The sequence below is a fragment of the Pseudomonas sp. B21-048 genome, from assembly GCF_024748615.1.
Taxonomy (GTDB): domain Bacteria; phylum Pseudomonadota; class Gammaproteobacteria; order Pseudomonadales; family Pseudomonadaceae; genus Aquipseudomonas.
The window spans coordinates 5,419,666-5,444,350 of record NZ_CP087168.1; the positions used below are offsets into that span (position 1 = coordinate 5,419,666).

The following is a 24,685-nucleotide window of genomic DNA, read 5'->3' on the forward strand; positions in this document are numbered from 1 at the left end:
AACGATCAGGGCAGACAGGGTGTGCTGGATCAATGCTTTGAACACTACGCGTTGGCGGCAGCGTTTGATCGTGGCAGGATGTCGAGGTTATCGACCGAGACCCCCTGACCATGCCGCAATCCCAAGCCAAGAATCTGTCCCTGATCGCCGCAATCGACCTGGGCTCCAACAGCTTTCACATGGTCGTGGCCAAGGCCCAGAATGACGAAATCCGTATTCTCGAACGTCTCGGGGAGAAGGTTCAGTTGGCCGCCGGCATCGACGAAGAGCGTCAACTCAGCGAAGAATCCATGCAGCGCGGGCTCGATTGCCTGAAGCGTTTCGCCCAACTGATCAGCGGTATGCCGCCCGGCGCCGTGCGGATCGTCGGCACCAACGCCCTGCGCGAAGCCCGTAACCGCGGCGAATTCATCCGTCGCGCCGAAGAAATTCTCGGCCATCCGGTAGAAGTCATCTCCGGCCGAGAAGAAGCGCGCCTGATTTACCTCGGCGTCTCCCACACCCTCGCCGACACGCCGGGCAAGCGCCTGGTGGCCGATATCGGTGGCGGCAGTACTGAATTCATCATCGGGCAGAGATTCGAGCCATTGTTGCGCGAAAGCCTGCAAATGGGCTGCGTGAGCTTCACTCAGCGCTATTTCAAGGACGGCAAGATTACGCCGGCCCGTTACGCCCAGGCGTACACCGCTGCGCGGCTGGAGATCATGAGCATCGAACACGCTCTGCACCGCCTGACTTGGGATGAAGCCATCGGCTCCTCGGGCACCATTCGCGCCATCGGCCTGGCGCTGAAGGCCGGCGGGCATGGCACTGGCGAAGTGAATGCCGAAGGCCTGGCCTGGCTCAAGCGCAAGCTGTTCAAACTCGGCGACGCCGAGAAAATCGATTTCGAAGGCATCAAGCCCGACCGCCGGGCGATCTTCCCCGCCGGGTTGGCGATTCTCGAAGCGATCTTCGATGCCCTCGAACTGCAACGCATGGATCACTGTGAAGGTGCCCTGCGCGAAGGCGTGCTCTATGACCTGCTGGGCCGTCATCATCACGAAGACGTCCGTGAGCGCACACTCAGCTCGCTGATGGAGCGTTACCACGTCGACCTGGAACAAGCCGTGCGGGTCGAACGCAAGGCGCTGCATGCCTTCGATCAGGTGGCCGAGGATTGGCAGCTGGATGACGGTGTCTGGCGCGAACTGCTGAGCTGGGCGGCCAAGGTCCATGAAGTGGGCCTGGACATCGCGCACTATCAGTACCACAAGCACGGCGCCTATCTGATCGAGCACTCGGACCTGGCCGGATTCTCCCGCGAAGACCAGCAAATGCTCGCGCTGCTGGTGCGCGGCCATCGACGCAATATTCCCAAGGACAAGTTCGCCGAATTCGGCGACGACGGCATCAAACTGATTCGCCTGTGCGCGCTGCTGCGTTTTGCGATTCTGTTCCATCACATCCGCGGCACCCAGGAAATGCCACAAGTGGTGCTGCACGCCAACGGCGACAGCCTGGATGTGTTATTCCCGGAACACTGGCTGGAGGACAACCAGCTGACCCAGGCCGATTTCGCCCTGGAAGCGGAATGGCTGACCCGCGTCGGCTTCGTGCTGAACGTGCGCTAATCAGAAGGCTGCCGAAAATCCCTACACGGAACAGGTTCGACATCAACGTCCGGTGAAAACAAAAATGGCGATCCGCAGGGATCGCCATTTTTTTATGCTACGCCGAGGTTAACGCACAGCCAGAATCGGGCTGCCCAAACGCTCAAGCAAGGTTGCCTGGGCACTGCGCGGGTTCTGGTTGCCGGTCGGTGTGTTGCGGATGTAGCGACCGTCCGCCTGCAGGCTCCAGCTGTGGGTGTTATCGGTCAGATAAAGCTCCAGCTCTTTCTTGACCCGCAAAATCAGCTTCTTGCCCTCGACCGGGAAGCAAGTCTCGACGCGCTTGTCGAGGTTGCGCTCCATCCAGTCGGCACTGGACAGGAACATCTGCTCTTCACCGCCGTTCAGGAAGTAGAAGACCCGGGTGTGCTCCAGGAAGCGACCGATGATCGAGCGCACGTGGATGTTGTGGGATACGCCGGCGATACCCGGTCGCAGACAGCACATGCCGCGCACCACCAGATCGATACGCACACCGGACTGACTGGCCTTGTACAACGCGCGGATGACTTTCGGATCGGTCAGCGAGTTGAACTTGGCGATGATGTGCGCCGGTTTGCCGTCGAGGGCGAACTGCGTCTCCCGGGCAATCATGTCGAGCATGCCCTTCTTCAACGTGAACGGCGCGTGCAGCAGTTTCTTCATGCGCAGGGTTTTACCCATGCCGATCAACTGGCTGAACAGTTTGCCGACGTCTTCGCACAAGGCATCGTCGGAAGTCAGCAGGCTGTAGTCGGTGTACAGACGAGCGTTGGCCGCGTGGTAGTTGCCGGTACCCAAGTGAGCGTAACGGACAATCTCGCCCGCTTCGCGGCGCAAAATCAGCATCATCTTGGCGTGGGTCTTGAAACCGACCACGCCGTAAATCACCACCGCACCGGCCGCTTGCAGACGGCTGGCCAGTTGCAGGTTGGATTCCTCGTCGAACCGCGCGCGCAATTCGATTACCGCCGTCACTTCCTTGCCGTTACGCGCCGCGTCCACCAGCGCATCGACGATCTCCGAGTTGGCGCCGCTGCGATACAACGTCTGACGAACCGCCAACACATGCGGATCCTTGGCCGCCTGGCGCAGCAAGTCGACCACCGGGGTGAACGACTCGAACGGGTGCAGCAGCAGGATGTCCTGCTTGCTGATCACACTGAAAATGTTCTCGCTGTTTTGCAGCAGTTTCGGGATCTGGGGGGTGAAGGGGGTGTATTGCAGCTCCGGATGACTGTCCAGACCAGTGATGCTGAACAGCCGGGTCAGGTTCACCGGACCGTTGACCTGATACAACTCGGTCTCGTGCAGGTTGAACTGCTTGAGCAGGTAATCGGACAGGTGTTTCGGGCAGGTGTCGGCCACTTCCAGCCGCACCGCGTCACCGTAGCGACGGGAGAACAACTCGCCGCGCAGGGCGCGCGCCAGGTCTTCGACGTCTTCGGTATCGACCGCAAGGTCGGCGTTTCGGGTCAGGCGGAACTGGTAGCAGCCCTTGACCTTCATGCCTTGGAACAGGTCATCGGCGTGGGCGTGGATCATCGACGACAGGAACACGTAATTATCGCCTTGGCCACCCACTTCTTCCGGAACCTTGATGATCCGGGGCAGCAGGCGCGGTGCCGGGATGATCGCCAGACCGGAGTCGCGACCGAAGGCATCGATGCCTTCGAGTTCGACGATGAAGTTCAGGCTCTTGTTCACCAACAACGGAAACGGGTGCGTCGGGTCGAGGCCGATCGGGGTGATGATCGGCGCGATCTCGTCGCGAAAATAACGGCGAACCCAGGTCTTGAGCTTGGTGGTCCAGTAGCGACGACGAATGAAGCGGACCTGATGTTTTTCCAGTTCCGGCAACAGAATGTCGTTGAGGATCGCGTATTGGCGATCGACGTGGCCGTGCACCAATTCGCTGATGCGAGCCAGGGCCTGGTGCGGTTGCAGGCCATCGGCGCCGGCCTGCTCACGGGCGAAGGTGATCTGCTTCTTCAGGCCGGCCACCCGAATCTCGAAGAATTCGTCCAGGTTGCTGGAGAAAATCAGCAGAAACTTCAGCCGCTCCAGCAATGGGTAGGACTCATCCAGCGCCTGTTCCAGCACGCGAATGTTGAACTGCAGTTGCGAGAGCTCACGATGGATGTACAGGCTGCTGTCATCCAGACCGGGAATGGCAATCGCTGGCGCCGCCACAGCGGGCTCGGCCACCACCGCGGGTGGAGCAGGCTCCAGCTCCGGCGGGGTTTCGGCGATTTGCTCCACCACAGGTTGAGCGTCTTTTACGGCAACTTCAGTGAGTCCTTCGGTATTCATCGAATGTTCCTGGGAGGGCTATTTTTGCTCTCGTAACAATTGAGCAGCGCGGACGGCAAAGTAAGTCAGAATGCCATCAGCGCCTGCACGTTTAAAAGCGGTCAGGGATTCGAGGATAACCCCTTCGCTCAACCAGCCATTCTGGATCGCCGCCATGTGCATGGCGTACTCGCCGCTGACCTGATAGACAAAGGTCGGCACTTTGAATTCTTTCTTGACCCGGTAAAGGATATCCAGATACGGCATGCCTGGCTTGACCATGACCATGTCCGCGCCTTCTGACAAGTCCGCCGCCACTTCGTGCAGGGCTTCGTTGCTGTTGGCCGGGTCCATCTGATAGGAGGCCTTGTTGGCCTTGCCCAGGTTCAGCGCCGAACCGACCGCATCGCGGAACGGGCCGTAATAGGCGCTGGCGTACTTCGCCGAGTAGGCCATGATCCGCACGTTGACGTGATCGGCCAGTTCCAGCGCTTCGCGGATCGCCTGGATGCGACCGTCCATCATGTCCGACGGGGCCACCACCTGAGCGCCGGCTTCGGCGTGGGACAGGGCCTGTTTAACCAGTGCGTCGACGGTAATGTCGTTCTGCACGTAGCCTTCTTCGTCGAGAATGCCGTCCTGACCGTGGGTGGTGAACGGGTCCAGAGCGACGTCGGTGATCACACCCAACTCCGGGAACCGGTCACGCAGTGCTCGGGTGGCGCGCTGGGCGATACCGTTGGGGTTCCAGGCTTCGGCGGCGTCCAGGGATTTGAGCTCCGGTGGCGTCACCGGGAACAAGGCCAGCGCCGGAATCCCCAGCTCGACCCACTTGGCCGCTTCTTCCAGCAAAAGGTCGATGGTCAAGCGTTCGACGCCCGGCATGGAGGCCACCGCTTCGCGACGATTTTCACCGTCCAGCACGAACACCGGCAGGATTAGGTCATCGGCGGTCAACACGTTTTCACGGACCAGTCGACGCGAGAAATCATCACGACGGTTGCGGCGCAGGCGGGTTGCAGGAAACAAACGGTTGGCGGGGGTGAAGCTCACGGCAGACTCCTGAGCCCGCGCTGGCGGGCGAGCATGACAGTTATAAGCGGCCATTATGACGAACGCATGACATAAGTGTCTTGTCTTGAAGTCACTGTTCAACTGCAGTGGCGGCTTGAACCTGACTTCAGGACGAGACACCCGTGCCCCCTGTGACAGGTAGCCGCATTCCATTGTCCTTGTAGGAAATGTTCACGTCGAGACACATTTTGACACTTTCCTGAATGTGTCCGAGGGGTTAGGCTGCGCGTTCATTTCGCCAGCACCCAGACAATGCTCCAACAATTTCTGCATGACTTCGGCTACTTTGCCCTGTTCCTCGGCACGTTTTTCGAAGGCGAAACCATTCTGGTGCTCGCAGGCTTCCTCGCGTTCCGCGGATACATGGACATCAATCTGGTAGTCGTCGTGGCGTTCTTCGGCAGTTATGCCGGCGATCAGCTGTGGTACTTCCTGGGGCGCAAGCACGGGCGCAAATTGCTCGCACGTAAACCGCGCTGGCAACTGATGGGTGATCGGGCGCTGGAACATATCCGCAAGCACCCGGACATCTGGGTGTTGAGCTTCCGTTTTGTCTATGGCCTGCGCACCGTGATGCCAGTGGCGATCGGGCTGTCGGGCTATCCGCCGGGACGTTATCTGCTACTCAACGGGATTGGCGCCGCGATCTGGGCCACGGCGCTGGCCGCAGCCTCTTATCACTTCGGCGCGGTGCTCGAAGGCATGCTGGGCAGTATCAAGAAATACGAGCTGTGGGTGCTGGGCGCCCTGCTGATACTGGGCTTTGTTCTGTGGCTGCGGCGGCGCTTCAAGAATGCCCGCCTGGCAAAGCAGATCTACGCCGACGAGCAGGCATTGAAAGCCGAACAGGCCAAGTCCAGCGAACCGACGACGCCCATCGAGTGAAGCGGTTTCTACAACAGTAGAGACCGATTCCGCTGAGCAGGCTGTAGCTGAGCAGCCCCACCCAGCCCACCACGCTGCCCGGCCATGGCCCGACCATTGGCGCCTCGAATTTGCGGAACTGGCTCAGGTCCGGTTTGTTCATCGGATATTGGGTCGCCACCTCCGCCGGCCACCAACCGGTGCGAATGAACCCGATCCGCAGCGCGTCCCACCCGCTTTCGGCGCGCCGGGCGCCGTCCCACAGCGGCACATGGAACTGCACGTTCGCCCCTACGGGTTCCAGCTCGCCAGCAGTGTGGTCATGCCGAAAATCACCGGTTCGTTGTCGTCCTCTTCCTGGAACGAGCCGAACAGACGGCCCCAAATAATGAACACCCCACTGTAGTTGCGATCCATAAACCCTATGGCAACGAGTGACAAATTAGTGGACATTTAACGCCATGAATCTGGAGAAAAGCCCATGAGCAAAAAAATTGCAGTGATCCTTTCCGGCTGCGGCGTGTACGACGGCGCCGAGATCCACGAAAGCGTGATCACTCTGCTGCGGCTGGATCAGCGCGGTGCCCAGGTGCAGTGTTTCGCACCCGATATCTCGCAATTGCAGGTGATCAACCACCTGACCGGCGAAGAAATGCCCGAGGCGCGCAACGTGCTGGTGGAGTCGGCGCGAATCGCTCGGGGCAACATCAAGGACATCCGCGAGGCCAGCGTCGAAGACTTCGATGCGCTGATCGTTCCTGGCGGATTTGGATCGGCCAAGAACCTGTCGAACTTTGCCGTCGACGGCGCCGGTTGCAGCGTTCAGGCTGACGTCCTGGCGTTGACCGAAGCGTTCGCCGAAGCCGGCAAACCGGTGGGGCTGATCTGCATCTCACCGGCCCTGGCGGCCAAGATCTACGGCCCGGGTGTGACTTGCACCATCGGCAACGATGCCGAAACCGCCGCCGCGATGAACAAGATGGGCGCCACCCATGCCGAGTGCGCAGTGACCGACATCGTCGAAGACAAGGCGCGCAAGCTGGTGAGCACTCCGGCGTACATGCTGGCGCAATCGATCAGCGAGGCCGCTTCCGGCATCAATAAACTGGTCGACCGGGTGCTGGAACTGACCCACGAAAACGACGAATAACACTGTGATCGTTCCCACGCTCTGCGTGGGAATGCAGCCCGGGACGCTCTGCGTCCCAAAGCGGACGCAGAGCGTCCATTGAGGCATTCCCACGCAGAGCGTGGGAACGATCATTACCTACGCGACAGCCGCGTGAGTATCCGATCCAGCGCATTGGCGAACGCCTGCTTCTCACGCTCGCCAAACGGGGCCGGTCCACCACTCATCTGGCCCTGCTCGCGCAGATCGGTGAACAGGTTACGCACCGCCAATCGATCCCCCATGTTCTGCGCATCGAACTCCTTGCCCCGTGGATCCAGCGCCGCTACGCCCTTCTTTACCAGCCGGTCCGCCAGCGGCACATCGCTGCAAATCACCAGTTCACCCGGCACCGCGTATTCCACCAGGTAATCATCGGCGGCATCCGGACCGCTGGGCACCACGATCAGCTTCACCAGGGCGAGGCCCGGTTTGATCTGCGGCTGACCGGCCACCAGCACCACTTCGAACTGGCGTTTGAGGGCGAACTTCACCACCAGATCCTTGGCTGCCCGCGGGCAGGCGTCGGCATCGATCCACACGCGCATGTTTTTCACCTCTTGAAAGCAAAAGATCGTCCGAAGGCTCGGGCCGCGTTCGGACGATCTTTTAAAGGATCACTCGATCAGGAAACCGACACCCGCCGCTTCTCAGCCATCCGGCTACGGCTGTACAGCACGATGATTGCAATGATCGCCACGGCCTGAGCACTCAGCGAATAGGCATCAGCGTGGATCCCCAGCCAGTCGAAATCAAAGAACGGCACTGGCCGCGTGCCGAAGACCCCGGCTTCCTGCAACGCCTTCACACCATGGCCGGCAAACACCACCGACAACGCGCACAGCAGCCCGGCATTGATGCCGAAGAACAACGCCAGCGGCAGTTTCGCCGAACCGCGCAGAATCACCCAGGCCAGACCGATCAGCAATACCAGCGCCGTCGCCCCGCCCGCCATTACGGCGTTGTGCCCTGCTGGCCCTGCCTGCAACCACAGGGTTTCGTAAAACAGGATCACTTCGAACAGCTCGCGATACACCGAGAAGAATGCCAGGATCGCAAACCCGAAACGCCCGCCGCCGCTCACCAGGCTGCTCTTGATGTAATCCTGCCAGGCCGCTGCGTGGCGACGGTCATGCATCCACACGCCAAGCCAGAGCACCATGACACTGGCAAACAACGCCGTCGCGCCTTCCAGCAGTTCACGCTGGGCACCGCTGACGTCGATCACATACGCCGCCACCGCCCAGGTCGCCAACCCGGCCAGCAGCGCCAGGCCCCAACCGATATTGACGCTGCGCACCGCCGATTGCTGACCGGTGTTGCGCAGGAATGCGAGGATCGCCGCGAGCACCAGAATCGCTTCCAGGCCTTCTCGCAACAGAATCAACAGGCCAGAAATGTAGCTCAGCGACCAGCTCAAGCCATCGCTGCCGAGCAGGCCAGCGGACTCTTTCAACTTGGCCTTGACCGTCTCCAGACGCTGCTCGGCCTGGGCCACCGGCAAACCATCCTGCAACGACTGACGGTAAGCCATCAGGGACTTCTCGGTGTCTTTGCGCACGTTGGCATCGACATTGTCCAGAGAACTTTCGACCAACTCGAAGCCTTCCAGGTACGCGGCCACCGACAGGTCGTAGGCCTGATCGTGATCGCCGGCGCGGTAGGCTGAGATGCTTTTGTCCAAGGTGGCTGCGGTGTAATCCAGCAACTGCCCCGGGCCACGCTTGACCTGCGGCGGTTGCGCTCGTTGCGCGCGGAAGGTCGCGGCGGCTTGCGGACCTTCGGCGGCCTGCACTTCGGCGGGTGTCTGACGCGCCAGGTCGGCGATGTTGTAGGTTTTCTCGGACGTTGCCGTGGCCGGATCGGCGCTGAAGCTGGCGATGTAGGTCGCCAGGTCCCAACGCTGGCGATCATCCAGCTGATCGGCGAAAGCCGGCATGTCGGTGCCTTCGACGCCCATGCCCAGTGTGTTGTAGATCGCGTAGAGGCTCAGACGGTCCAGTCGCACGGCATCGCGCAGATTGGCCGGCGGCGGCGTCATGCCGACGCCTGCCGGGCCATCACCGGCGCCCGCGTCGCCATGACACACCGAGCATTGCTGGGCATACAGCGGTGCGCCGCGGGTCGGGTCCGGGGTGATGACCGGGGCCTGGCTGACCTCGTAGGTCACTGCCAGTTTTGCCCCCAGTTGCCGCGCCTGACGGGCAACATCCGCGCCGTCCTTGCGTGCGGCGATCGCAGCGCGAAGGCTGCTGACCCCCTGTTCCAGTTCTGCGCGCTCGGGTTTGGCCGGTAAATCGGCGATCAAACCTTGCAACACCTTCAAGAATTCCTGCTGCTCGCGGTATTCAGACTCATCGATGACTTTGCCCGCCTCGACCGTCGCCGGGTAATCGGCGCCAATGTAATCGAGCAAATGCAGGGCCTTGGGCGCACCTTCTGTGGTTTCGGCCAGCGCATTGAAGCCGCAGAGCGCGATCATCGGCAGCAGGAGCCACGCCAGAAAACGAGAGGAGCCAGTCATGAATAAATCTCAAATGGAAATACGAAGTAACACATTGTTCACTTCCAATGAGTTTCACTCAAGCTTTGTTGTGTTTGGTTTTTGTATTGACCAGCCGCCGCATTGAACTCCCGTTGCAATAAATAATGGCACAACCCTTCAAATATGACGCCAAAAAGCCATTACATAGCCAGCATCCCTGTTTATAATGCCGCGCCGTCGTTATTGCGATATGGCATTTATGCTCCTTTTTTTATGAGGAATTGGCAGGACGCCAACCGTTCTGTCGATGGGTCCCAACAGCCCGACCAGCACGCGGCTGCTTTTATTCAGGGAAGACGTACCCCTATGGCATTCCGCGCCCCCACCTTGATCGCGCTCAGCGCTGTCATGTTACTTTCCGGCTGCTCGGCCTTTCGTAACTACGATTCGGAACTTGCACAAACCAATCAGCAACTGGCTTCCGGCAACGTCGACGCCGCGTTGACTCTGTTGGAAAAAAACAACACGGGTGCCGACAAAGACCTGCTCTATTACTTCGAGAAGGGTGAACTGCTGCGCGCCAAGGGCGATTTGTCCGGCAGCCAGAACGCCTGGACCCGCGCCGATCAGGTAGTGGGAAAGTGGGAAGACGCGGTCAAGCTCGACACCGACAAATACCTGGCCCAGTTCGGCAGTTTCCTGGTCAACGACAAGGTCCGTCGTTACGAAGGTTATGACTACGAAAAAGTTCTGCTGACGACTCAGATGGCCCTCAACCTGCTGGCGATGAACGACTTCGATGGGGCGCGCACCGCGATCAAGAAGACCCACGAGCGTGAAGCGGTGATCGCCGAGCTGCGCGACAAGGAATACCTCAAGAGCGAAGAGCAAGCCGAGAAAGAAGGCGTCAAAACCCAGTACAAGGATCTTCAGGGTTACCCGGTGGCCAGCCTCGACGCGCCAGACGTGGTCAGCCTGAAAAACAGCTACCAGAGCGCGTTCAGCCATTATCTGGCCGGCTTCGTTTATGAAGCCCTGGGCGAGAAAGATCTGGCGGCGCCGGGTTATCGCAAGGCCGCCGAACTGCGTCCGAACACACCGCTGCTGGAACAGGCGCTGGTGAGTCTCGACAAACCCGCCAAGGATGAGGACAGCGACATCCTGATCGTCGTGCAAAGCGGTCTGGCGCCATCCCGCGACTCGATCCGCATTCCGTTGCCGTTGCCAATCAGCAACAACGTGGTGATCACGCCGCTGTCGTTCCCGATCATCAAACCGGATACCTCTACCGCCACCTTCGCCCAGATTGGCGTGGACGGTCAGCAACTGAACCTGACTCAACTCAACAGCACCACCGCCATGTCCCGTCGCGCGCTGCGTGATGACATGCCGGGCATCATCCTGCGCACCACCGTGCGGGCGATCACCCGTGGCGTGGCACAGAAGCAGATCAACGAAACCAACCCGTTGGCGGGTCTTGCGGTCGGCATCACTTCAGCCGTGCTCGAAGGTGCCGATACCCGTACGTGGCGTACGCTGCCGGACAACACTCAGGTAGTGCGTCTGCGCTTGAAGAAAGGCGAGCACCATGTCTCGCTGCCGAGCGCCGTGGGCGGCTCGGTGATCAAGGTCACTGTCGATCAGCGCTTTCAGGTCATCACCCTGCGCGCCGTGGGCAATCAAGTATTCGCCAGCGGCGTGGCGGCGCACGTGATCCCGAGCGCCAACCCGACCACCGTGGCCAGCCTCAAACAACCTTAAGAACGGAGTCTTTGCATGCGTTTCAAATTCATCGCTGTCGTCGCCCTGGCCTTGCTGGCCGGCTGCGCCACCCCGCCACCACCTGAGCCAGGCAGCGCTGCCAGCAAGGTCGTGGCCATGGGCAAGCTCAAGAACATCGTGGTCGGTGCCATGCGCGTGGCCCGGGAAAACGGCTTCATGACGGTCAATGCGCAGCTGAGCAACACCAGCTACAACAACAAGACGTTCTACTACCGTTTTGCCTGGCTCGGCCCTGAAGGTTTCCCGGTTGCCGAGGAAGAAACCTGGAAAAGCCAGATGATGTACGGCGAGCAGACCAGTTTCATCCAGGCCATTGCGCCAACCGCCAAAGCCGTGGATTTCCGTCTCGAAATCAAAACGCCTTAAGCCCCACACCCTATTCGTTCAGTTCTAGAGAGCATTCCCATGTTTGCACGCTTTTCGTTCATCGCCGTCATCGCCCTTCTGGCCAGCGGTTGCGCCAACACTTCGCCAACCTTGGGCAGCAAAAACATCAGCTACGGCGACACCAAAGCCGTGGAAACCGTGACCAACGAGTTCGGCTCCACCGACCTGCAGATGATCGCCGAATCCATGACCCGCTCCCTGGCGCAGTCCGGCATCCTGCAAGGCCGTCCGGTGGTTCAGGTTTACGACGTGAAGAACAAGACCAGCGAGTACATCGATACCCGCGAAATCACCACCAGCATCAAGACCCAGTTGATGAAGACCGGCGTCGCCCGCTTCGCCAGCGATAACACCGCCATGCAAAGCCAGGTTGACCAGCTGAAGTTGCAAAACCAGAGCGGCCTGTACAAGAAAAGCACCGTTGCCAAGACTGGCAACATGATCGCAGCCCAGTATCGCATCGAAGGTTCGATCAGCTCGATCGTCAAGCGCAGCAGCGATTACAAGGATGTCTTCTACAAGTTCAGCCTGCAATTGATCGACGTTGAAAGCGGTCTGGCCGAATGGATGGACGAAAAAGAGATCCGCAAAACCACGGAGCGTTAATCGATGCGCACATGGATTGGCATGATGGCCCTGGCTTGCGCGTTCAGCGTGCAAGCGGCCCCGAAAGTCGCCGTAGCGGACCTGGCGTATCAGGAACGGGTGGAGCAATACGTCCACACTGTTTCGGCCCAGAGCAACCACAGCCAGAGCTATTACAGCGCCAGTGGTTCGTCCAGTTACGAAGAGTACGAAGCAACCAGCAGCTACATCGAGCAAGGTGAGCTGCGTAAATTCACCGGCGACATCAAGGGCGAGATTCTTCGCACCGGCATGTTTCAGTTGGTGCAGGGCACGCCTTACACGGCATCGTCCAAAGGTGACGTGTATGACGTGATCAAGCGCATCAAGGCCGGTAGCTTCAAGGGTGCCGACTACGTGCTGTTCGGCACCGTGTCAGACATCGACTTCACCCGCGACATGAACGAACTGGCCAACACCGACAGCTATTCGGCGGTGCTGGGGCTGACGCTGGTGGCGGATTTCAGTCTGATCAACACCAAGACCTTTGAAATCACCTCGGCCTTCACAGCGATGGGCGAAGGTCAGGACACCAAACTGGTGAATGGCCGGGATATCAAGATTTCGCTGAACCGCCCACGGGTGGTGCGTGATGTGTCCAAGGCGTTGGGCGAGGATGTGGCTGGGCAATTGAGCCAACAGCTCGGTGGCGGTGGCTATGAGCAGCCGGGGCAAGCGCCGCTGCGCAATAACCTGCCACGGGATACGGCACCGGTGATTCTGCACTGAGCAGGCTTTGATCGTTCCCATGCTCTGTGTGGGAATGCAGCCAGGGACGCTTTGCGTCCCAAAGAGCCGAACGCGGAGCCTCCGTTGAGGCATTCCCACGCAGAGCATGGGAACGATCAGGCGACCTGTAAGAGTCGCCTTTTTTGTGCCTGAAGGTTTTACACCGCGGCTTTGCGCAGGGTCGCCATGAACGCCGCCGCGCCGATGAACAGCCCGGCAAAGGTGCGGTTCATGCGTTTTTGCTGCTTGGGTGTGCGCAGCAAACGCAGCACCTTGGCCGCCAGCCCGGTGTAACCAGCCATGACGATCAGGTCGACACAGATCATGGTCACGCCGAGGATCAGGTACTGGGCCACCAGCGGCACGTGGGGGTCGATGAATTGCGGCAGCACCGCGAGCATGAACACCAGGGCCTTGGGGTTGCTGACGTTCACCAGAAAACCGCGAAACACCAGCGCCATCGGCTTACCGATCTGCCGGATGGCAGCATCGTCGTTCATCTCGTTGGGCAGCGCGCGCCATTGCTTGACCGCGAGGTAGACCAGGTAGGCCACGCCAAACCATTTGATCGCATAGAAAGCCGTGGCGGAGGCCGCGAGGATCGCACCGACACCGGCAGCAACAATCGCAATCTGCAACGCCAGGCCCAATTGCAGGCCCAGGGCGTTCCAGTAACCGCGCCAGAAACCGTAGCGCAAACCGCTGGACATCGACGCAATGGCGCCAGCACCGGGAGAAAGACTGATCACCCAGCAGGCGGCAAAAAACGCCAGCCATGTTTGAAGCACCATCGCACACCTCGACTCAGACTCGTGACAGACGTCTAAGCTAATGCGCCTTTGGGCCGATGACTACCGATTTTTTGTCGGACAGAGCGACTGCCGACCAGCGTTTACGGCTGTAAGGCCTCATCGCGAGATCGATGCAGGAATTCAGAGCCTATTTTTCAAACCCGCTGGACGGAAACACATCCGTACCACGCCAACGCCGAACCGAGCGCTGGAAGAACAGGCTATTGGGCACTTGCACCATGGCGCTGCCGGTGCCGAGTTCTTCGGCTTCGATCAGCGTGGTATAGAGCAGATTGATCGCCACCACCCGGCCTTTGACGCCGGGCTTGTCGGTGGTGTCCACCAACTCGACCACATCGCCGATGCGGAACGGGCCGACGGTGAAGATCAGGATCGCGCACAGCAGATTGGACAGCACGCTCCACATGGCGAAGAACGCCACCGCCGCTACCGCTACGAAACCGGACAATGCGGTCCAGAGCACAGTGGCCGACACGCCAAGACGCTCCAGCACAAAAATCAGCGCACTGCCCATGATCAGCCAGCGCAAACCGCCGCGCAGTGGCATGAAAAACTGTGGCGGAAACGGGTAGCGCTCACCCAGACGAGTCAGACATTTAGCGACCACCCGCTGGGCGATATAACCGGCCAGCAGGATCAGCAGGATTTGCATGACCAGCCAGAGCGGCTCGCCCCACCCAGCCGGTAAAGGCAGCTTGAAGGCTTCCATCAGGACAGTGCCTCCAGCTCCGCCTGCATGCTTTCCAGCAGTTCCAGCGCTTCCATCCAGGCTTCTTCCAGTTCGGCTTCACGCACCTTCAGCTTGGCTTGTTCAGCCAGCAGATCACGCAAATCGTTCTTGCGCATCGGCTCGTAAATGTCGCTGTCGCCAAGGCTGGTATCGATCTTCGCCAGTTTCTCGTGCAGCTTGCCCAGTTCGGCTTCAAGCTTGTCGGCCTCGCGCTTGTGCGGTGCCAACTGCTGACGCAATGCGGCAGCGGCCTGGCGCTGAGCCTTCTTGTCAGTCTTGTCCGGATTGACCGGGGTATTGCTGACCGGGGCATTGCGTTGACGGTAGTCGACCAGCCAACGGGCGTAGTCTTCCAGGTCGCCGTCGAACTCCTCGACCTTGCCGTCTGCCACCAGATAGAAATTATCGGTGGTGCTTTTGAGCAGATGACGATCGTGGGAGACCACCAGTACCGCGCCACTGAACTCCTGCAACGCCATGGTCAGCGCCAGACGCATTTCCAGATCCAGGTGGTTGGTCGGTTCGTCGAGCAGCAACAAGTTCGGTCGATCCCAAGCGATCAATGCCAAGGCCAGACGCGCCTTCTCACCGCCGGAGAAATTCAGTACCGGCTCATCGATACGCGCGCCGCGGAAATCGAAACCACCGAGGAAGTCGCGCAGGGTCTGCTCACGCTCGGTCGGCGCCAGGCGCTGCAAGTGCAGCAACGGACTGGCCTTGGCGTCGAGGGAATCGAGCTGATGCTGGGCGAAGTAGCCAACGACGGTGTTTTCACCGCGCGTCAGGCGACCGGCCAACGGCTCAAGCTCACCGGCGAGGTTTTTGATCAGGGTCGATTTACCCGCGCCGTTGGGGCCGAGCAAGCCGATCCGCGCGCCTGGGGTCAGTTGTAGCTTGACCTTCTCCAGCACGGCTTTGTCGCCGTAACCCAGTCGGGCATCCGACAGATCGATCAACGGGCTGGAAATTTTCGTCGATTCACGGAAGACGAAGTCGAACGGCGAATCGACGTGCGCGGCGGACAACTCTTCCATCCGCTCCAGCGCCTTGATCCGGCTCTGGGCCTGACGGGCCTTGGTGGCCTGGGCCTTGAAGCGGGCGATGTAGCTTTCCATGTGCGCACGTTGCGCCTGTTGCTTCTCGTAAGCCTGTTGTTGCTGGGCCAGACGTTCGGCACGGGCGCGCTCGAAAGCGCTATAACCACCGCGATACAGGGTGATCTTGCGTTGATCGACATGGGCTACGTGATCGACCACGGCATCGAGGAAGTCCCGGTCGTGGGAAATCAGCATCAAGGTGCCGGGGTAGCTTTTAAGCCACTCTTCGAGCCAGATGATGGCATCGAGGTCCAAGTGGTTGGTCGGTTCGTCGAGCAGCAACAGGTCCGAGGGGCACATCAAAGCCTGCGCCAGGTTCAGACGCATCCTCCAGCCACCGGAGAAATCTCCTACTTGCCGATCCATCTGCTCATTGGTGAACCCAAGGCCGGCCAGCAGCTTTCGAGCCCGGGCATCGGCGGTGTAGCCGTCGGCGCTATCGAGTTCCGAGTGCAAGCGGGCCTGAGCGGCACCGTCATGGGCCGCTTCGGCTGCGGCGAGGTCGCGTTGCACCTCGCGCAGGCGCAGGTCACCATCGAGCACGTAGTCGACCGCGATGCGTTCGAGCGTCTCGATTTCCTGGCGCATGTGGGCGATGCGCCAGTCGGCCGGCAGGAAGCAATCACCCGAGTCGGGGTGCAGTTCGCCCCGGATCAAGGCGAACAGGCTCGATTTGCCGGCGCCGTTGGCACCGATGAGGCCGGCTTTGTGGCCGGCGTGCAGGGTCAGCTCGGCGTCTTCTAGCAGACGTTGCGGGCCACGCTGTAAAGTCAGGTTCTGAAGTCGAATCATAATGGCGGCGGAGTCTACCAGCTTCGCTCGCAACTGGCGCGAGTAGCACTATGTCCTCTGACCTGTGGAGCTTTTCCGTTATCACTTACTCCCGTCGCGGAGTAGAAGGTGCGTGCCTGCAATTGCAGTCGGCAGGCGTGAATGTGTGCCTGCTGCTGTGCGGGTTGTGGCTGGAAGAACGTGGAGTCACCTGCAACAAACAACGCTTGCAACTGCTTCGTGATGTCGCCGGGCCTTGGGACGCGGATGTCGTGCAACCGTTGCGCGCCTTGCGCCTGCAATGGAAAGCCGGCGCTAGCGAGGATGCCGGGCTGGATGATTTGCGCGAACAAGTAAAATCACTGGAGTTGGAAGCCGAACGACATCTCTTGTCACGGCTGGAACGATTGGCACAGAGTTGGCCGCAGTGTGAGGAGACCGAACGAACGGCCTGGCTCGAAGGTGTGGCGGCAGGCGCCGCCAACCTGAACCGCGACGCGCTGCATCAGTTGCGCGTCGCGGTAACCGGCACTTAGGAAGCGCTGGTTGGGGTGGTGCCGGTGCTCGACGACGCGGCTGGCGTTGGCGCAGACGTGGTGGTCGAGGTGGTTGCTGCAGGCGCGGGCGAAGCCGAGGAGACCGGGGCCGGAGTTGCTGGCTTGATCGCTGGCGCAGCAGCCGGCTTGGCAGCGACGACTGGCTTTTTCACGGCCGGTTTTGCTGCTGTCTTGGCTGCGGTTTTGGCTACTGGTTTTGCAGCCGGTTTTGCGGTGGCTGGTTTGGCAGCAGTGGCTGGCTTGGCAGCGGCAGCCGGTTTCGCAGCAGCCGTTTTGGCAGCCGTTTTGGCAGCCGGTTTCGCGGCGGGTTTGGCGGCAAGCTTGGCAGCCGGTTTCGCGGCGGCAGTTCTAGCGGCTGGTTTGGCAGCAGATTTAGCCGCTGGTTTTGCCGCTGCAGTTTTCGCCGCGGCGGGTTTGGCAGCCGTGGTTCTTGCTGCCGGTTTAGCCGCAGCTGTTTTGGCAGCAACTGGCTTGGCGGCAGGTTTTGCAGCCGTCGTTTTAGCCGCCGGTTTTGCAGCGCTGCCAGCAACTGGTTTTTTCGCCGCAGGTTTTGCGGCTGGCTTGGCTGCGGCTTTCACCGGAGTTTTGGCAGCAGGCTTGGCCGGCGCTTTTGCAGCAGCCGGTTTGGCCGCCGCTTTCTTCGCAGGTGCTGCAGCTGGCTTGGCCGCACGCAGGGACAACGCCTTGCCGACAGCCTCTTGGACACGACCGACACCCTGGGCCAGTTTCAGGCTTTCTTGAGCGTCGCGTTTGAGTTGCAGGATGTAGCTGCGAGTTTCGGACTGACGATCCTTGAGGGCGTCGAGCAGACCCTCAAGTTCTTTCACCGCGTCTTTGGCCTTGGCCTGTGCCTTGGCTTTGCCGGCCGCCGCAGCGTCCTGCAATTTGGTGCGGGATTTGTGCAACTTTTCCTGCGCTTTTCCGCGCTGCTTTTCCAGTTTGGCGAGCAGTTTTTCAGCGTCAGCCAGGGCTTGGGAACAAGCGTTTTCCAAATGCTCAAGCAAGCTGCCCGAGAGTTGTTGGAGTAAGTGCAACGGAGTATTTACAGGCTTCTTGGTGGCCGACATGGTTTACCTCCTGGCTGGCGTTAATGCGGCTCATACTAGACCTCTGCTGCTACCGCCGCTAGGGCATGTTGACAGTATTGCAAGCGCTCTGTTGCAACGGCGCAAAAATGTTCGGCGCCAGCACAAAACCAGTTCACCTTCGAGTGCATCCACACTGGCATAATCCTGCGCATCTCAGGTCGGAGAGTGCCTATGTCGCGTTACCTTTTTTTATCGCTGTTCGTGTGTTTTTCCGTGGCTCAGGCCGGCGAAAAAACTGCCGTAAATGACGCTCACGATCTCGCTTACAGCTTGGGCGCAAGCCTTGGCGAACGCTTGCGCCAGGAAGCTCCGGACCTGCAACTTCAGGCATTGCTCGAAGGTTTGCAGCAAGCGTATCAAGGCAAGCCGCTGGCCCTGAGAGATGAGCGGATTGAACAGATACTGTCCGAGCATGAAGCCCGAATTGCCATGCAATCGCCTGTGCCGCAAAGCGAATTGGCTTTGGAAAATGAGCAACGTTTTCTTGCTGAGGAAAAAGCCAAACCCGGCGTTCGCGAACTGACAGATGGAATATTGCTGACAGAACTGGCGCCGGGCACCGGTGCCAAGGCAGGACCGAATGGCAGGGTTCAGGTGCTGTATATCGGACGCTTGCCAGATGGCTCAGTGTTCGACCAGAACAGTCAACCGCAGTGGTTCAGTCTGGACAGTGTGATCGCGGGCTGGCGCAATGCGCTGCAAAACATGCCGGTTGGCGCAAAATGGCGCCTGGTCATTCCATCGGCCCAAGCCTATGGCGCCGACGGTGCCGGTGACGTGATCGCGCCGTTCACGCCGCTGGTATTCGAAGTCGAATTGCGCGGTGCTACAAGCTGAAAGCCGGAAACGAAAAACGGCGCGCATTGCGCACCGTTTCTGGTTTCTTGGGAAGGGTCTTGCGCAAGGTTCAGGCCTGAACCGAATCTTCTTCCTTGTGGGCGGTATGCAACACTTCGATCAGGCAATCTTCCAGTTCGAAGCGTTCATGCAACAAGCCTCCCAGCTCCTTGAATTTCTCCGCGACACATTTGCCTGCATCACACAGGTCGTTGAACGCCAGCAGCTTCTCGGTGATGACGTCGATGCGCGGGTAAATCGTCTCGGCCAACTCCAGACCGCGAGTATCACCGAACGCCTTGGCTTCGCCGGTCAGCTGTTCGTAAATCTCGAAATGCCCGGCAGACACGTAGTCGACCAGCACACCGCAGAATTCCTGCAACGGTTTTCGGTTCTCGCCCAAAGCTTCTGGCTTGGCGCCGAGAGCGTCATAGGCCCGAACCAGTTCGTGACGCTCCTGCAACCAGCGATCGATCAGCAGATGCACTCCACCCCAGCGTTCCTGAGCATTCTGACAACTTTCAAGCATGGTGATTCTCTCTTCCCTTGTGGGTCATGCTGCTCTACACCTGTCGCACACTTGAGGATCAAGAATCGACCAGGCAGAGCGTCATTCGAGCAACATAAATCCAATGACACGTGCGGGCCAGATTATGCCCGCGCGCTTATCGCTTCAAGGTACGCAGGAGATAAAGTTCATACAAGTGTTTAATCGCCCGCCAGTAGCCGGTGTGACGACTCGCCGCTGAGCGGTCGCTGACACCTGATCCAGGCAAGGCGCAGCAACTGATAGCCACCCAGAATCGTCATCGCAACGAAGAACAGCAAACTCCATTCCGGAATGCTCAGGTCGAACAGCGTCCAGGAAATTTCCGTGCAGTCGGCGGTTCCTTTGAATATTCGTTGCAGGAAACACAACCAGGGCGTACTGGCGACCAGATCAGGCAAACAGGCCGATAACTGATGTTCCGGATCGCTCTGCAACACCACTTGCCGCCACGCCGTGACGGTCCCCCCCAGACTGCAAAGCAGACCCAGCAACCAATACAGGAAGGATCCAAAGCGGCCAGGTCCCTGCACTGAAGCCGCCAGGCATACAGCCGTGAGCAGTGCCAGGCAAACTCGTTGCAACAGGCACAACCCGCAAGGCTTGAGGCCGACCACGTATTCCAAGTGATAGGAAACGCCCAAGGCCAGGGCACCTGCAATGAAAACCATGAAAAACAAGGAGCGTGAGCAGGCCAAAGACATGGCTTTTCCGTAACTGTAGAGACAGACGGTTACGGTAGAGGAAAGCACGGCAGCCTTTCAAGGCAGCTCAGCACGGACACTTCACCAAAAGCGTAGGGAATTCCCGACAGGGTCGAGAGGATTTGATGTAGTCCACTGTAGGACTTTGCCGGCGAAGGACTACAACGCTAAAACAGTGGTGGATTCGAAGCGACCGCGCTCTTACAAGAAGATCAAAAGATCGTCCGAACGCGGCCCAAGCCTTTGGCAGCTGCTACATAGGTTCGCGCCGTAATCAGGCGTGAGCCGGCACCGGCAGCGGTGCCGCCAACAAGCGCTCATCCAATAGACCCAAACCTTCCTGGAACAGCTGATTACTGCGTTCGGTGTCACCCAGTTGCGCCAGCAATCGCGCCAGTTCGGCGCAGGCTTCAGGGTTACGCTGCACGCGCAGGCTGCTTTCCAGATAATCCCGGGCCTTGCCCCACAGACTGCTTTGCAGACACAAACGGCCCAAAGTCAGTAACAGGCTTGAATCGGCCGGATGATCCTTGAGCCAACTTTCGGCGATGTGCAGTTGCCTGGCCGGATCGCTGCCGCGAACGAGTCCGTACAAGCGTGCCAGATGACTGTCGTATTGACGTTTGAGGGCCGTACGCAGGAGCTCTTCGGCCTCGACCTGCGCGCCCAGTTGCCGCAATTGCTCGGCATAGGCCAGTACCAGTGGCGGCTCCTGACGCTGGGCAGCGGTGAGTTGTTGCCACGCGCGATTGAGCGATTGCAAACCGACAGTTCCGTCCTCTTCCTGGTGCGCCGCCAACGAAAGATTCTCACCCCAGGCGCGGCGCTCCAGTTCAGCCAGCTCGGCCGGTGGCAATACCTTGTCCTTACGCAATTCCGGCAACAAGCGAATCACGGCCGACCAGTCGCCCCGCTGCTGAAGCAGGCGCTGCAACTGGCGTAAGGTCTGGACGTTATGAGGATGACGCTCGTGCATCGCTTGCAGGGTCACCAGCGCGCCGTCAGTGTCACCGCGATCAGTCTGCAATTGGGCATGGCTCAAGGCAATCGCCAACTCGGCCTGGGGCTGGCGCTCGAGGGCGCGCTCCAGCAGGTTATCGCTTTCCTCATAATGACCTTGTTCGTTCGCGGCGCGGGCAGCCCCTAGGTAGTAGAGCAACGGCTGGCGCTCGGCTTCCGCCGCGCGATACAGATGACGCTGCGCACTGGCCCAGCGACCCTCGGCCAAATCCAGCTGACCGTGCTCGATCGCCACTTGCACTCGTCGACTGCGATTGCGCCGTGACCATGGATTGACCACCCCTCCGGAAGTCATCACCAGTTCGATCAACGCCTTGATGCCCCAAAACACCAGCCACAGCACGGTTACCAAGGCCAGGGTTGCCCACAGGCTCGATTCGTAACGGAAAGTTTTGTAGGCGATCAGTACGTAGCCGGAATGCTCGGCAATCGCCAGGCCCAGCGCGGCGGCAGCGGCGATGACCACAAACACGATCACATAGAGGCGCTTCATGGCGTGGCCTCCTGCGCAGTGTTCGAGGCGGGTTTTGCAAAAGGTTTGACCGAGTCTTCGGCGTTGACGTTGCGCCGCTCAAGGTAGGCCTGGACGGCGCTCAACGTGCCCGTCAGATCTGGCGTGACCACCGTGACCGGCTGCTTGCTCAACTCGGCCACCTGCTCCAGCATGATCTTGCTCTGAGGGTTGTCCGGGTTGAAGTTACCCTTGAGCACGTCCCGCGCCTCGGCCAACGCCTGGGTGTAAACCGCGGCCTGGCCATTGAGCGCGGCCCACTGCGCCTGCTCCAGCGCCAGGCTGAGAGCCAGACGCACCTGGCTCAGGCTCTGGCCTGCCAGCAACGGACGAACATTCTTGTCGGCGTTGAAATCAATGCGGATATAACGCGAGATTTGATCCCACCATTGCGCCCAGCGACTGGCACCGTCGCCATCGGCGGTCAGGCCCAGCAGGGATTCGCCACGGTCCTTGTACTCGGGCGCCAGCTCGGTGAGGCTGATCACCTGATCGCGCAAGGCCCCCAGACGCAGGAACAACCCGGTGCGATCCGGCTGTTCGGTACTGCGCAGGGCCACCAGGGTTTTGGCCACTTGCTCGCGAGCGGAAAAAGCCCCCGGGTCGTTCTGTTCACGGAGAATTTCATCGGCACCCTGCACCAGGGCCTGGGCGCTGCTGATGTCCTGCAACGCCGACAGACGCAGGCTGGCCAGACGCAGCAAGTGCTCGGCTTCGGCCAAACGCCAGTCCTTGCGGCTGGCACCGAGGACGGTTTCCAAACGTTGATTCAGGCGTTGCTGATCGCCTTGGAGTTGAGTGACCAAGCGACTGCGCGCGTCGAGTTCCTCGGCGGCCGGCATTTGCTCGAGGCGAGCCGTCAGGCGTTGCTCGTTGAGTTTCAAGCTCTGGGCCTGATCGTTCAGCGCCTGAACCTGACTCAACTGTTGCTGGTTATTGGCTTGCAGGTGACGCACCTGCCAGACTCCCCAACCGCCCACGGCAACACCGGCCGCGCCCAACAGCAGCGCGATGATTGCCAACCCATTGCCTCGGCGCTGCTCAACAGCAGGTGGCGCAGTTTCAACCGGTGCATCAACCGGTGCATCAAGCACAGGCCGGACGTCATCTTTAGGCAGGGCTGTTTCGCTCACGTATCCATCCTTTGCATTAGAGAACGGGTCCGGGATGCTCCCGTAACGCCGTCAGCAAGGCCGCGGCGCTGGCGCCACGACAATCCACAACTGTTTGGGCCCCGGCGGCACGTGCCAGCTCGGCTACCCTGGGGCTTGGAACAAACAACGGCAGCTGCGACAACTGCAGCCAGGCATCGCCAGCCAACTGATGCAGGTGCTCAAAACCCTGTCCACTGCTGACCACCAGCCCGTTCAAGTGTTCCGCTTCGATCCGGTCAGGCAGCGTTGCCGACGGGTACTGCGGCAAGCCGCGTCGGTACAACTCCAGATACTCGACACTAGCACCAAGCTCGCGTAAACGCTCAGCCAGCAGCTCGCGCCCACCCTCCCCGCGCATGATCAGTACCCGCGGATCGGGGCCGGCGACAGCTTCGCGCAACGGCGCAAGCTCAAGCAACGCTTCACTGTCGTCGCCAGCGACCGGGAAACTCACATCCAGCCCGTTATCCCCGAGGATCTGCGCCGTCGCCGCGCCTACGCTGAACCACCGCAGAACCGGTGATTGCGGCCAGTACTGGTTGAGCAGATCGACAGCGATTCGGGCGGCCGGTTTGCTGACCACGATCACCGCGCAATAGCGATCCAGGTTCTGAATCATTTCGCGCATTGTGTCAGAAGCAGGCATCGGCTCGATATCCAAAAGCGGCAAGCTGCTGCTGAAAACCCCCGCGTCGGCCAGCACACGGGCAAGCGCCGCCGACTCATCCGCAGGGCGCGTCAGCAGCAGGCGCCAGCCAGTCACTCGTGACCTGCCTCACCATAAACTGCTTTCAGAATGGCGCCGGCGCCCTGGCTCAGCAGGTCTTCGGCCACTTGCACTCCCAAAGCCTCGGCATCGCCACGTGGCGCACGAGCCTCAGCACTGAGCAGCAGGCCGCCGCCCGGATCACCCACCAAACCACGCAACCAGATCTGCTCGCCTTCAAGCACGGCGTAGCAGGCGATTGGCACCTGGCAGCCGCCATTCAAATGTTTGTTGAGAGCACGTTCGGCAGTCACACGAGTGGCCGTGTCCTGATGATGCAGCGGCGCCAGTAATGCGTGGATTTCAGTGTCGGCGCTACGGCATTCGATACCGACCGCGCCTTGGCCACCAGCCGGCAGACTGTCTTCGACGCTGATGGCCGAGGTGATGCGGCCTTCGAAGCCCAGGCGAATCAAGCCTGCCGCGGCGAGGATGATGGCGTCGTATTCGCCAGCATCGAGCTTGGCCAGGCGAGTGTTGACGTTGCCGCGCAGGAAGCGGATTTCCAGGTCCGGGCGACGAGTCAGCAGTTGAGCCTGACGGCGCAGACTGGAAGTCCCGACAATGCTGCCTTTTGGCAACTCATCCAGGCTGGCGTAAGTGTTGGAAACGAAGGCATCGCGCGGGTCTTCACGCTCGCAGATGCAAAACAGACCGAGGCCTTCGGGGAAGTCCATCGGCACATCTTTCATGGAGTGCACGGCGATGTCAGCTTCGTTTTCCAGCAGCGCGGTTTCCAGTTCCTTGACGAATAGGCCCTTGCCGCCGATTTTCGACAGCGGCGAATCGAGCAGCTTGTCGCCGCGACTGACCATGGGTACCAGCGTCACGAGCAGGCCCGGATGGGCCTCTTCCAGACGGGCCTTGACGTATTCGGCCTGCCACAAGGCGAGTGCACTTTTGCGGGTGGCGATGCGGATTTCGCGAGAGGACATGGTTCAATCCGTACTGAGTAGATACGACGGATAATAACAGCTCAGCCAAATCCGCTTTGATTTGTATCAGAACTGCATCGCCTCCTGGCCCTCAATGCCCTGCAATAAGGTAGAAATCCG

23 protein-coding genes and 1 pseudogene are annotated in these 24,685 nt (G+C 60.0%); 9 read left to right on the forward strand and 15 right to left on the reverse strand.

Features of this window, described 5'->3' with window-relative positions; translation table 11 throughout:
* Nucleotides 1-110 precede the first annotated feature (110 nt).
* A complete protein-coding gene (ppx, locus tag LOY56_RS25495) occupies nt 111-1,613 on the forward strand; it encodes an exopolyphosphatase (protein ID WP_258618058.1) in 1,503 nt (500 codons plus the stop codon).
* 108 nt (nt 1,614-1,721) lie between these two features.
* Here ppx and ppk1 read toward each other — a convergent pair whose 3' ends face one another.
* On the reverse strand, nt 1,722-3,944 hold the full coding sequence (gene ppk1 / locus LOY56_RS25500) for a polyphosphate kinase 1 (RefSeq protein WP_258618061.1): 2,223 nt from the start codon (nt 3,942-3,944) through the stop codon (nt 1,722-1,724).
* An 18-nt stretch (nt 3,945-3,962) separates the two neighbouring features.
* Nucleotides 3,963-4,976, reverse strand: coding sequence for a porphobilinogen synthase (gene hemB, locus LOY56_RS25505; protein WP_258618062.1), 1,014 nt, complete (start codon nt 4,974-4,976; stop codon nt 3,963-3,965).
* A gap of 273 nt (nt 4,977-5,249) precedes the next feature.
* On the opposite strand from hemB, the gene LOY56_RS25510 reads away from it, so the two are divergent.
* Nucleotides 5,250-5,882 (forward strand): DedA family protein, encoded by a 633-nt coding sequence (locus LOY56_RS25510; protein WP_258618063.1) that lies wholly within the window; start codon nt 5,250-5,252, stop codon nt 5,880-5,882.
* Here the strand turns inward: LOY56_RS25510 and LOY56_RS25515 are convergent.
* Nucleotides 5,785-6,281 (reverse strand): annotated as a pseudogene (locus LOY56_RS25515) (sterol desaturase family protein); the annotation flags it as partial. The gene LOY56_RS25510 and the pseudogene LOY56_RS25515 sit on opposite strands and share 98 nt — an antisense overlap.
* A gap of 61 nt (nt 6,282-6,342) precedes the next feature.
* Here LOY56_RS25515 and elbB point away from each other — a divergent pair.
* On the forward strand, nt 6,343-7,011 hold the full coding sequence (gene elbB / locus LOY56_RS25520) for an isoprenoid biosynthesis glyoxalase ElbB (RefSeq protein WP_258618064.1): 669 nt from the start codon (nt 6,343-6,345) through the stop codon (nt 7,009-7,011).
* A 113-nt stretch (nt 7,012-7,124) separates the two neighbouring features.
* On the opposite strand, the gene LOY56_RS25525 is transcribed toward elbB, so the two are convergent.
* Nucleotides 7,125-7,577 (reverse strand): YaiI/YqxD family protein, encoded by a 453-nt coding sequence (locus LOY56_RS25525; protein WP_258618065.1) that lies wholly within the window; start codon nt 7,575-7,577, stop codon nt 7,125-7,127.
* Between the two features lie 77 nt (nt 7,578-7,654).
* Nucleotides 7,655-9,553 carry an FTR1 family protein gene (locus LOY56_RS25530; protein WP_258618066.1) on the reverse strand — a complete coding sequence of 633 codons (1,899 nt, stop codon included), beginning with the start codon at nt 9,551-9,553 and terminating at the stop codon, nt 7,655-7,657.
* Between the two features lie 327 nt (nt 9,554-9,880).
* On the opposite strand from LOY56_RS25530, the gene LOY56_RS25535 reads away from it, so the two are divergent.
* The 4 genes from LOY56_RS25535 to LOY56_RS25550 are packed head-to-tail and all read left to right on the forward strand — an operon-like array spanning nt 9,881 to nt 13,036.
* The gene (locus LOY56_RS25535) at nt 9,881-11,275 is read left to right on the forward strand and encodes a COG3014 family protein (protein ID WP_258618068.1); all 1,395 of its coding nucleotides are present in this window, start codon (nt 9,881-9,883) and stop codon (nt 11,273-11,275) included.
* A 15-nt stretch (nt 11,276-11,290) separates the two neighbouring features.
* On the forward strand, nt 11,291-11,662 hold the full coding sequence (locus LOY56_RS25540) for a YcfL family protein (RefSeq protein ID WP_007899347.1): 372 nt from the start codon (nt 11,291-11,293) through the stop codon (nt 11,660-11,662).
* 39 nt (nt 11,663-11,701) lie between these two features.
* Nucleotides 11,702-12,289 (forward strand): penicillin-binding protein activator LpoB, encoded by a 588-nt coding sequence (lpoB, locus tag LOY56_RS25545; RefSeq protein WP_007899345.1) that lies wholly within the window; start codon nt 11,702-11,704, stop codon nt 12,287-12,289.
* A 3-nt stretch (nt 12,290-12,292) separates the two neighbouring features.
* Nucleotides 12,293-13,036, forward strand: a complete 744-nt coding sequence (locus LOY56_RS25550) for a penicillin-binding protein activator LpoB (RefSeq protein ID WP_258618070.1) — start codon at nt 12,293-12,295, stop codon at nt 13,034-13,036.
* 158 nt (nt 13,037-13,194) lie between these two features.
* Here the strand turns inward: LOY56_RS25550 and LOY56_RS25555 are convergent, their stop codons facing one another.
* The 3 genes from LOY56_RS25555 to LOY56_RS25565 form a co-directional block, all read right to left on the reverse strand.
* Nucleotides 13,195-13,827 (reverse strand): LysE family transporter, encoded by a 633-nt coding sequence (locus LOY56_RS25555; protein WP_258618071.1) that lies wholly within the window; start codon nt 13,825-13,827, stop codon nt 13,195-13,197.
* A 148-nt stretch (nt 13,828-13,975) separates the two neighbouring features.
* A complete protein-coding gene (locus LOY56_RS25560) occupies nt 13,976-14,557 on the reverse strand; it encodes a mechanosensitive ion channel family protein (RefSeq protein ID WP_258618073.1) in 582 nt (193 codons plus the stop codon).
* Complete coding sequence (locus tag LOY56_RS25565; protein ID WP_258618076.1) at nt 14,557-16,467, reverse strand: ATP-binding cassette domain-containing protein; 1,911 nt, start codon at nt 16,465-16,467, stop codon at nt 14,557-14,559. The genes LOY56_RS25560 and LOY56_RS25565 overlap by 1 nt, the downstream gene beginning before the upstream one ends.
* 50 nt (nt 16,468-16,517) lie before the next feature.
* Between LOY56_RS25565 and LOY56_RS25570 the strand changes: the two genes are divergently transcribed.
* A complete protein-coding gene (locus LOY56_RS25570) occupies nt 16,518-16,982 on the forward strand; it encodes a TIGR02444 family protein (protein ID WP_258618079.1) in 465 nt (154 codons plus the stop codon).
* On the opposite strand, the gene LOY56_RS25575 is transcribed toward LOY56_RS25570, so the two are convergent.
* On the reverse strand, nt 16,979-18,070 hold the full coding sequence (locus tag LOY56_RS25575) for an AlgP family protein (RefSeq protein WP_258618085.1): 1,092 nt from the start codon (nt 18,068-18,070) through the stop codon (nt 16,979-16,981). The two genes, LOY56_RS25570 and LOY56_RS25575, sit on opposite strands and share 4 nt — an antisense overlap.
* A gap of 192 nt (nt 18,071-18,262) precedes the next feature.
* Between LOY56_RS25575 and LOY56_RS25580 the strand changes: the two genes are divergently transcribed.
* The gene (locus LOY56_RS25580; RefSeq protein ID WP_258618086.1) at nt 18,263-18,928 is read left to right on the forward strand and encodes an FKBP-type peptidyl-prolyl cis-trans isomerase; all 666 of its coding nucleotides are present in this window, start codon (nt 18,263-18,265) and stop codon (nt 18,926-18,928) included.
* Between the two features lie 70 nt (nt 18,929-18,998).
* Here the strand turns inward: LOY56_RS25580 and LOY56_RS25585 are convergent, their stop codons facing one another.
* From LOY56_RS25585 to hemC, 6 genes are all read right to left on the reverse strand, one after another.
* Nucleotides 18,999-19,457 carry an Rsd/AlgQ family anti-sigma factor gene (locus LOY56_RS25585; RefSeq protein WP_007899333.1) on the reverse strand — a complete coding sequence of 153 codons (459 nt, stop codon included), beginning with the start codon at nt 19,455-19,457 and terminating at the stop codon, nt 18,999-19,001.
* A 179-nt stretch (nt 19,458-19,636) separates the two neighbouring features.
* The gene (locus LOY56_RS25590; RefSeq protein WP_258618087.1) at nt 19,637-20,179 is read right to left on the reverse strand and encodes a disulfide bond formation protein B; all 543 of its coding nucleotides are present in this window, start codon (nt 20,177-20,179) and stop codon (nt 19,637-19,639) included.
* Between the two features lie 274 nt (nt 20,180-20,453).
* Nucleotides 20,454-21,692, reverse strand: a complete 1,239-nt coding sequence (locus LOY56_RS25595) for a heme biosynthesis protein HemY (RefSeq protein ID WP_258618088.1) — start codon at nt 21,690-21,692, stop codon at nt 20,454-20,456.
* Nucleotides 21,689-22,843 carry a uroporphyrinogen-III C-methyltransferase gene (locus LOY56_RS25600; protein WP_258618089.1) on the reverse strand — a complete coding sequence of 385 codons (1,155 nt, stop codon included), beginning with the start codon at nt 22,841-22,843 and terminating at the stop codon, nt 21,689-21,691. Before LOY56_RS25600 ends, LOY56_RS25595 begins: the two co-directional genes overlap by 4 nt.
* Nucleotides 22,844-22,859: 16 nt before the next feature.
* The gene (locus tag LOY56_RS25605; protein ID WP_258618090.1) at nt 22,860-23,627 is read right to left on the reverse strand and encodes a uroporphyrinogen-III synthase; all 768 of its coding nucleotides are present in this window, start codon (nt 23,625-23,627) and stop codon (nt 22,860-22,862) included.
* Nucleotides 23,624-24,565, reverse strand: coding sequence for a hydroxymethylbilane synthase (hemC, locus tag LOY56_RS25610; protein WP_258618093.1), 942 nt, complete (start codon nt 24,563-24,565; stop codon nt 23,624-23,626). The genes LOY56_RS25605 and hemC overlap by 4 nt, the downstream gene beginning before the upstream one ends.
* Between the last annotated feature and the right edge of the window lie 120 nt (nt 24,566-24,685).

Excerpts from the sequence above, each read along its gene's own strand:
- ppx (WP_258618058.1), top strand. The coding sequence starts at position 111 with ATGCCGCAATCCCAAGCCAAGAATCTGTCCCTGATCGCCGCAATCGAC.
- ppk1 (WP_258618061.1), bottom strand. The coding sequence starts at position 3,944 with ATGAATACCGAAGGACTCACTGAAGTTGCCGTAAAAGACGCTCAACCT.
- LOY56_RS25510 (WP_258618063.1), top strand. The coding sequence starts at position 5,250 with ATGCTCCAACAATTTCTGCATGACTTCGGCTACTTTGCCCTGTTCCTC.
- elbB (WP_258618064.1), top strand. The coding sequence starts at position 6,343 with ATGAGCAAAAAAATTGCAGTGATCCTTTCCGGCTGCGGCGTGTACGAC.
- LOY56_RS25525 (WP_258618065.1), bottom strand. The coding sequence starts at position 7,577 with ATGCGCGTGTGGATCGATGCCGACGCCTGCCCGCGGGCAGCCAAGGAT.
- LOY56_RS25530 (WP_258618066.1), bottom strand. The coding sequence starts at position 9,553 with ATGACTGGCTCCTCTCGTTTTCTGGCGTGGCTCCTGCTGCCGATGATC.
- LOY56_RS25535 (WP_258618068.1), top strand. The coding sequence starts at position 9,881 with ATGGCATTCCGCGCCCCCACCTTGATCGCGCTCAGCGCTGTCATGTTA.
- LOY56_RS25540 (WP_007899347.1), top strand. The coding sequence starts at position 11,291 with ATGCGTTTCAAATTCATCGCTGTCGTCGCCCTGGCCTTGCTGGCCGGC.
- lpoB (WP_007899345.1), top strand. The coding sequence starts at position 11,702 with ATGTTTGCACGCTTTTCGTTCATCGCCGTCATCGCCCTTCTGGCCAGC.
- LOY56_RS25550 (WP_258618070.1), top strand. The coding sequence starts at position 12,293 with ATGCGCACATGGATTGGCATGATGGCCCTGGCTTGCGCGTTCAGCGTG.
- LOY56_RS25555 (WP_258618071.1), bottom strand. The coding sequence starts at position 13,827 with ATGGTGCTTCAAACATGGCTGGCGTTTTTTGCCGCCTGCTGGGTGATC.
- LOY56_RS25560 (WP_258618073.1), bottom strand. The coding sequence starts at position 14,557 with ATGGAAGCCTTCAAGCTGCCTTTACCGGCTGGGTGGGGCGAGCCGCTC.
- LOY56_RS25565 (WP_258618076.1), bottom strand. The coding sequence starts at position 16,467 with ATGATTCGACTTCAGAACCTGACTTTACAGCGTGGCCCGCAACGTCTG.
- LOY56_RS25570 (WP_258618079.1), top strand. The coding sequence starts at position 16,518 with ATGTCCTCTGACCTGTGGAGCTTTTCCGTTATCACTTACTCCCGTCGC.
- LOY56_RS25575 (WP_258618085.1), bottom strand. The coding sequence starts at position 18,070 with ATGTCGGCCACCAAGAAGCCTGTAAATACTCCGTTGCACTTACTCCAA.
- LOY56_RS25580 (WP_258618086.1), top strand. The coding sequence starts at position 18,263 with ATGTCGCGTTACCTTTTTTTATCGCTGTTCGTGTGTTTTTCCGTGGCT.
- LOY56_RS25585 (WP_007899333.1), bottom strand. The coding sequence starts at position 19,457 with ATGCTTGAAAGTTGTCAGAATGCTCAGGAACGCTGGGGTGGAGTGCAT.
- LOY56_RS25590 (WP_258618087.1), bottom strand. The coding sequence starts at position 20,179 with ATGTCTTTGGCCTGCTCACGCTCCTTGTTTTTCATGGTTTTCATTGCA.
- LOY56_RS25595 (WP_258618088.1), bottom strand. The coding sequence starts at position 21,692 with ATGAAGCGCCTCTATGTGATCGTGTTTGTGGTCATCGCCGCTGCCGCC.
- hemC (WP_258618093.1), bottom strand. The coding sequence starts at position 24,565 with ATGTCCTCTCGCGAAATCCGCATCGCCACCCGCAAAAGTGCACTCGCC.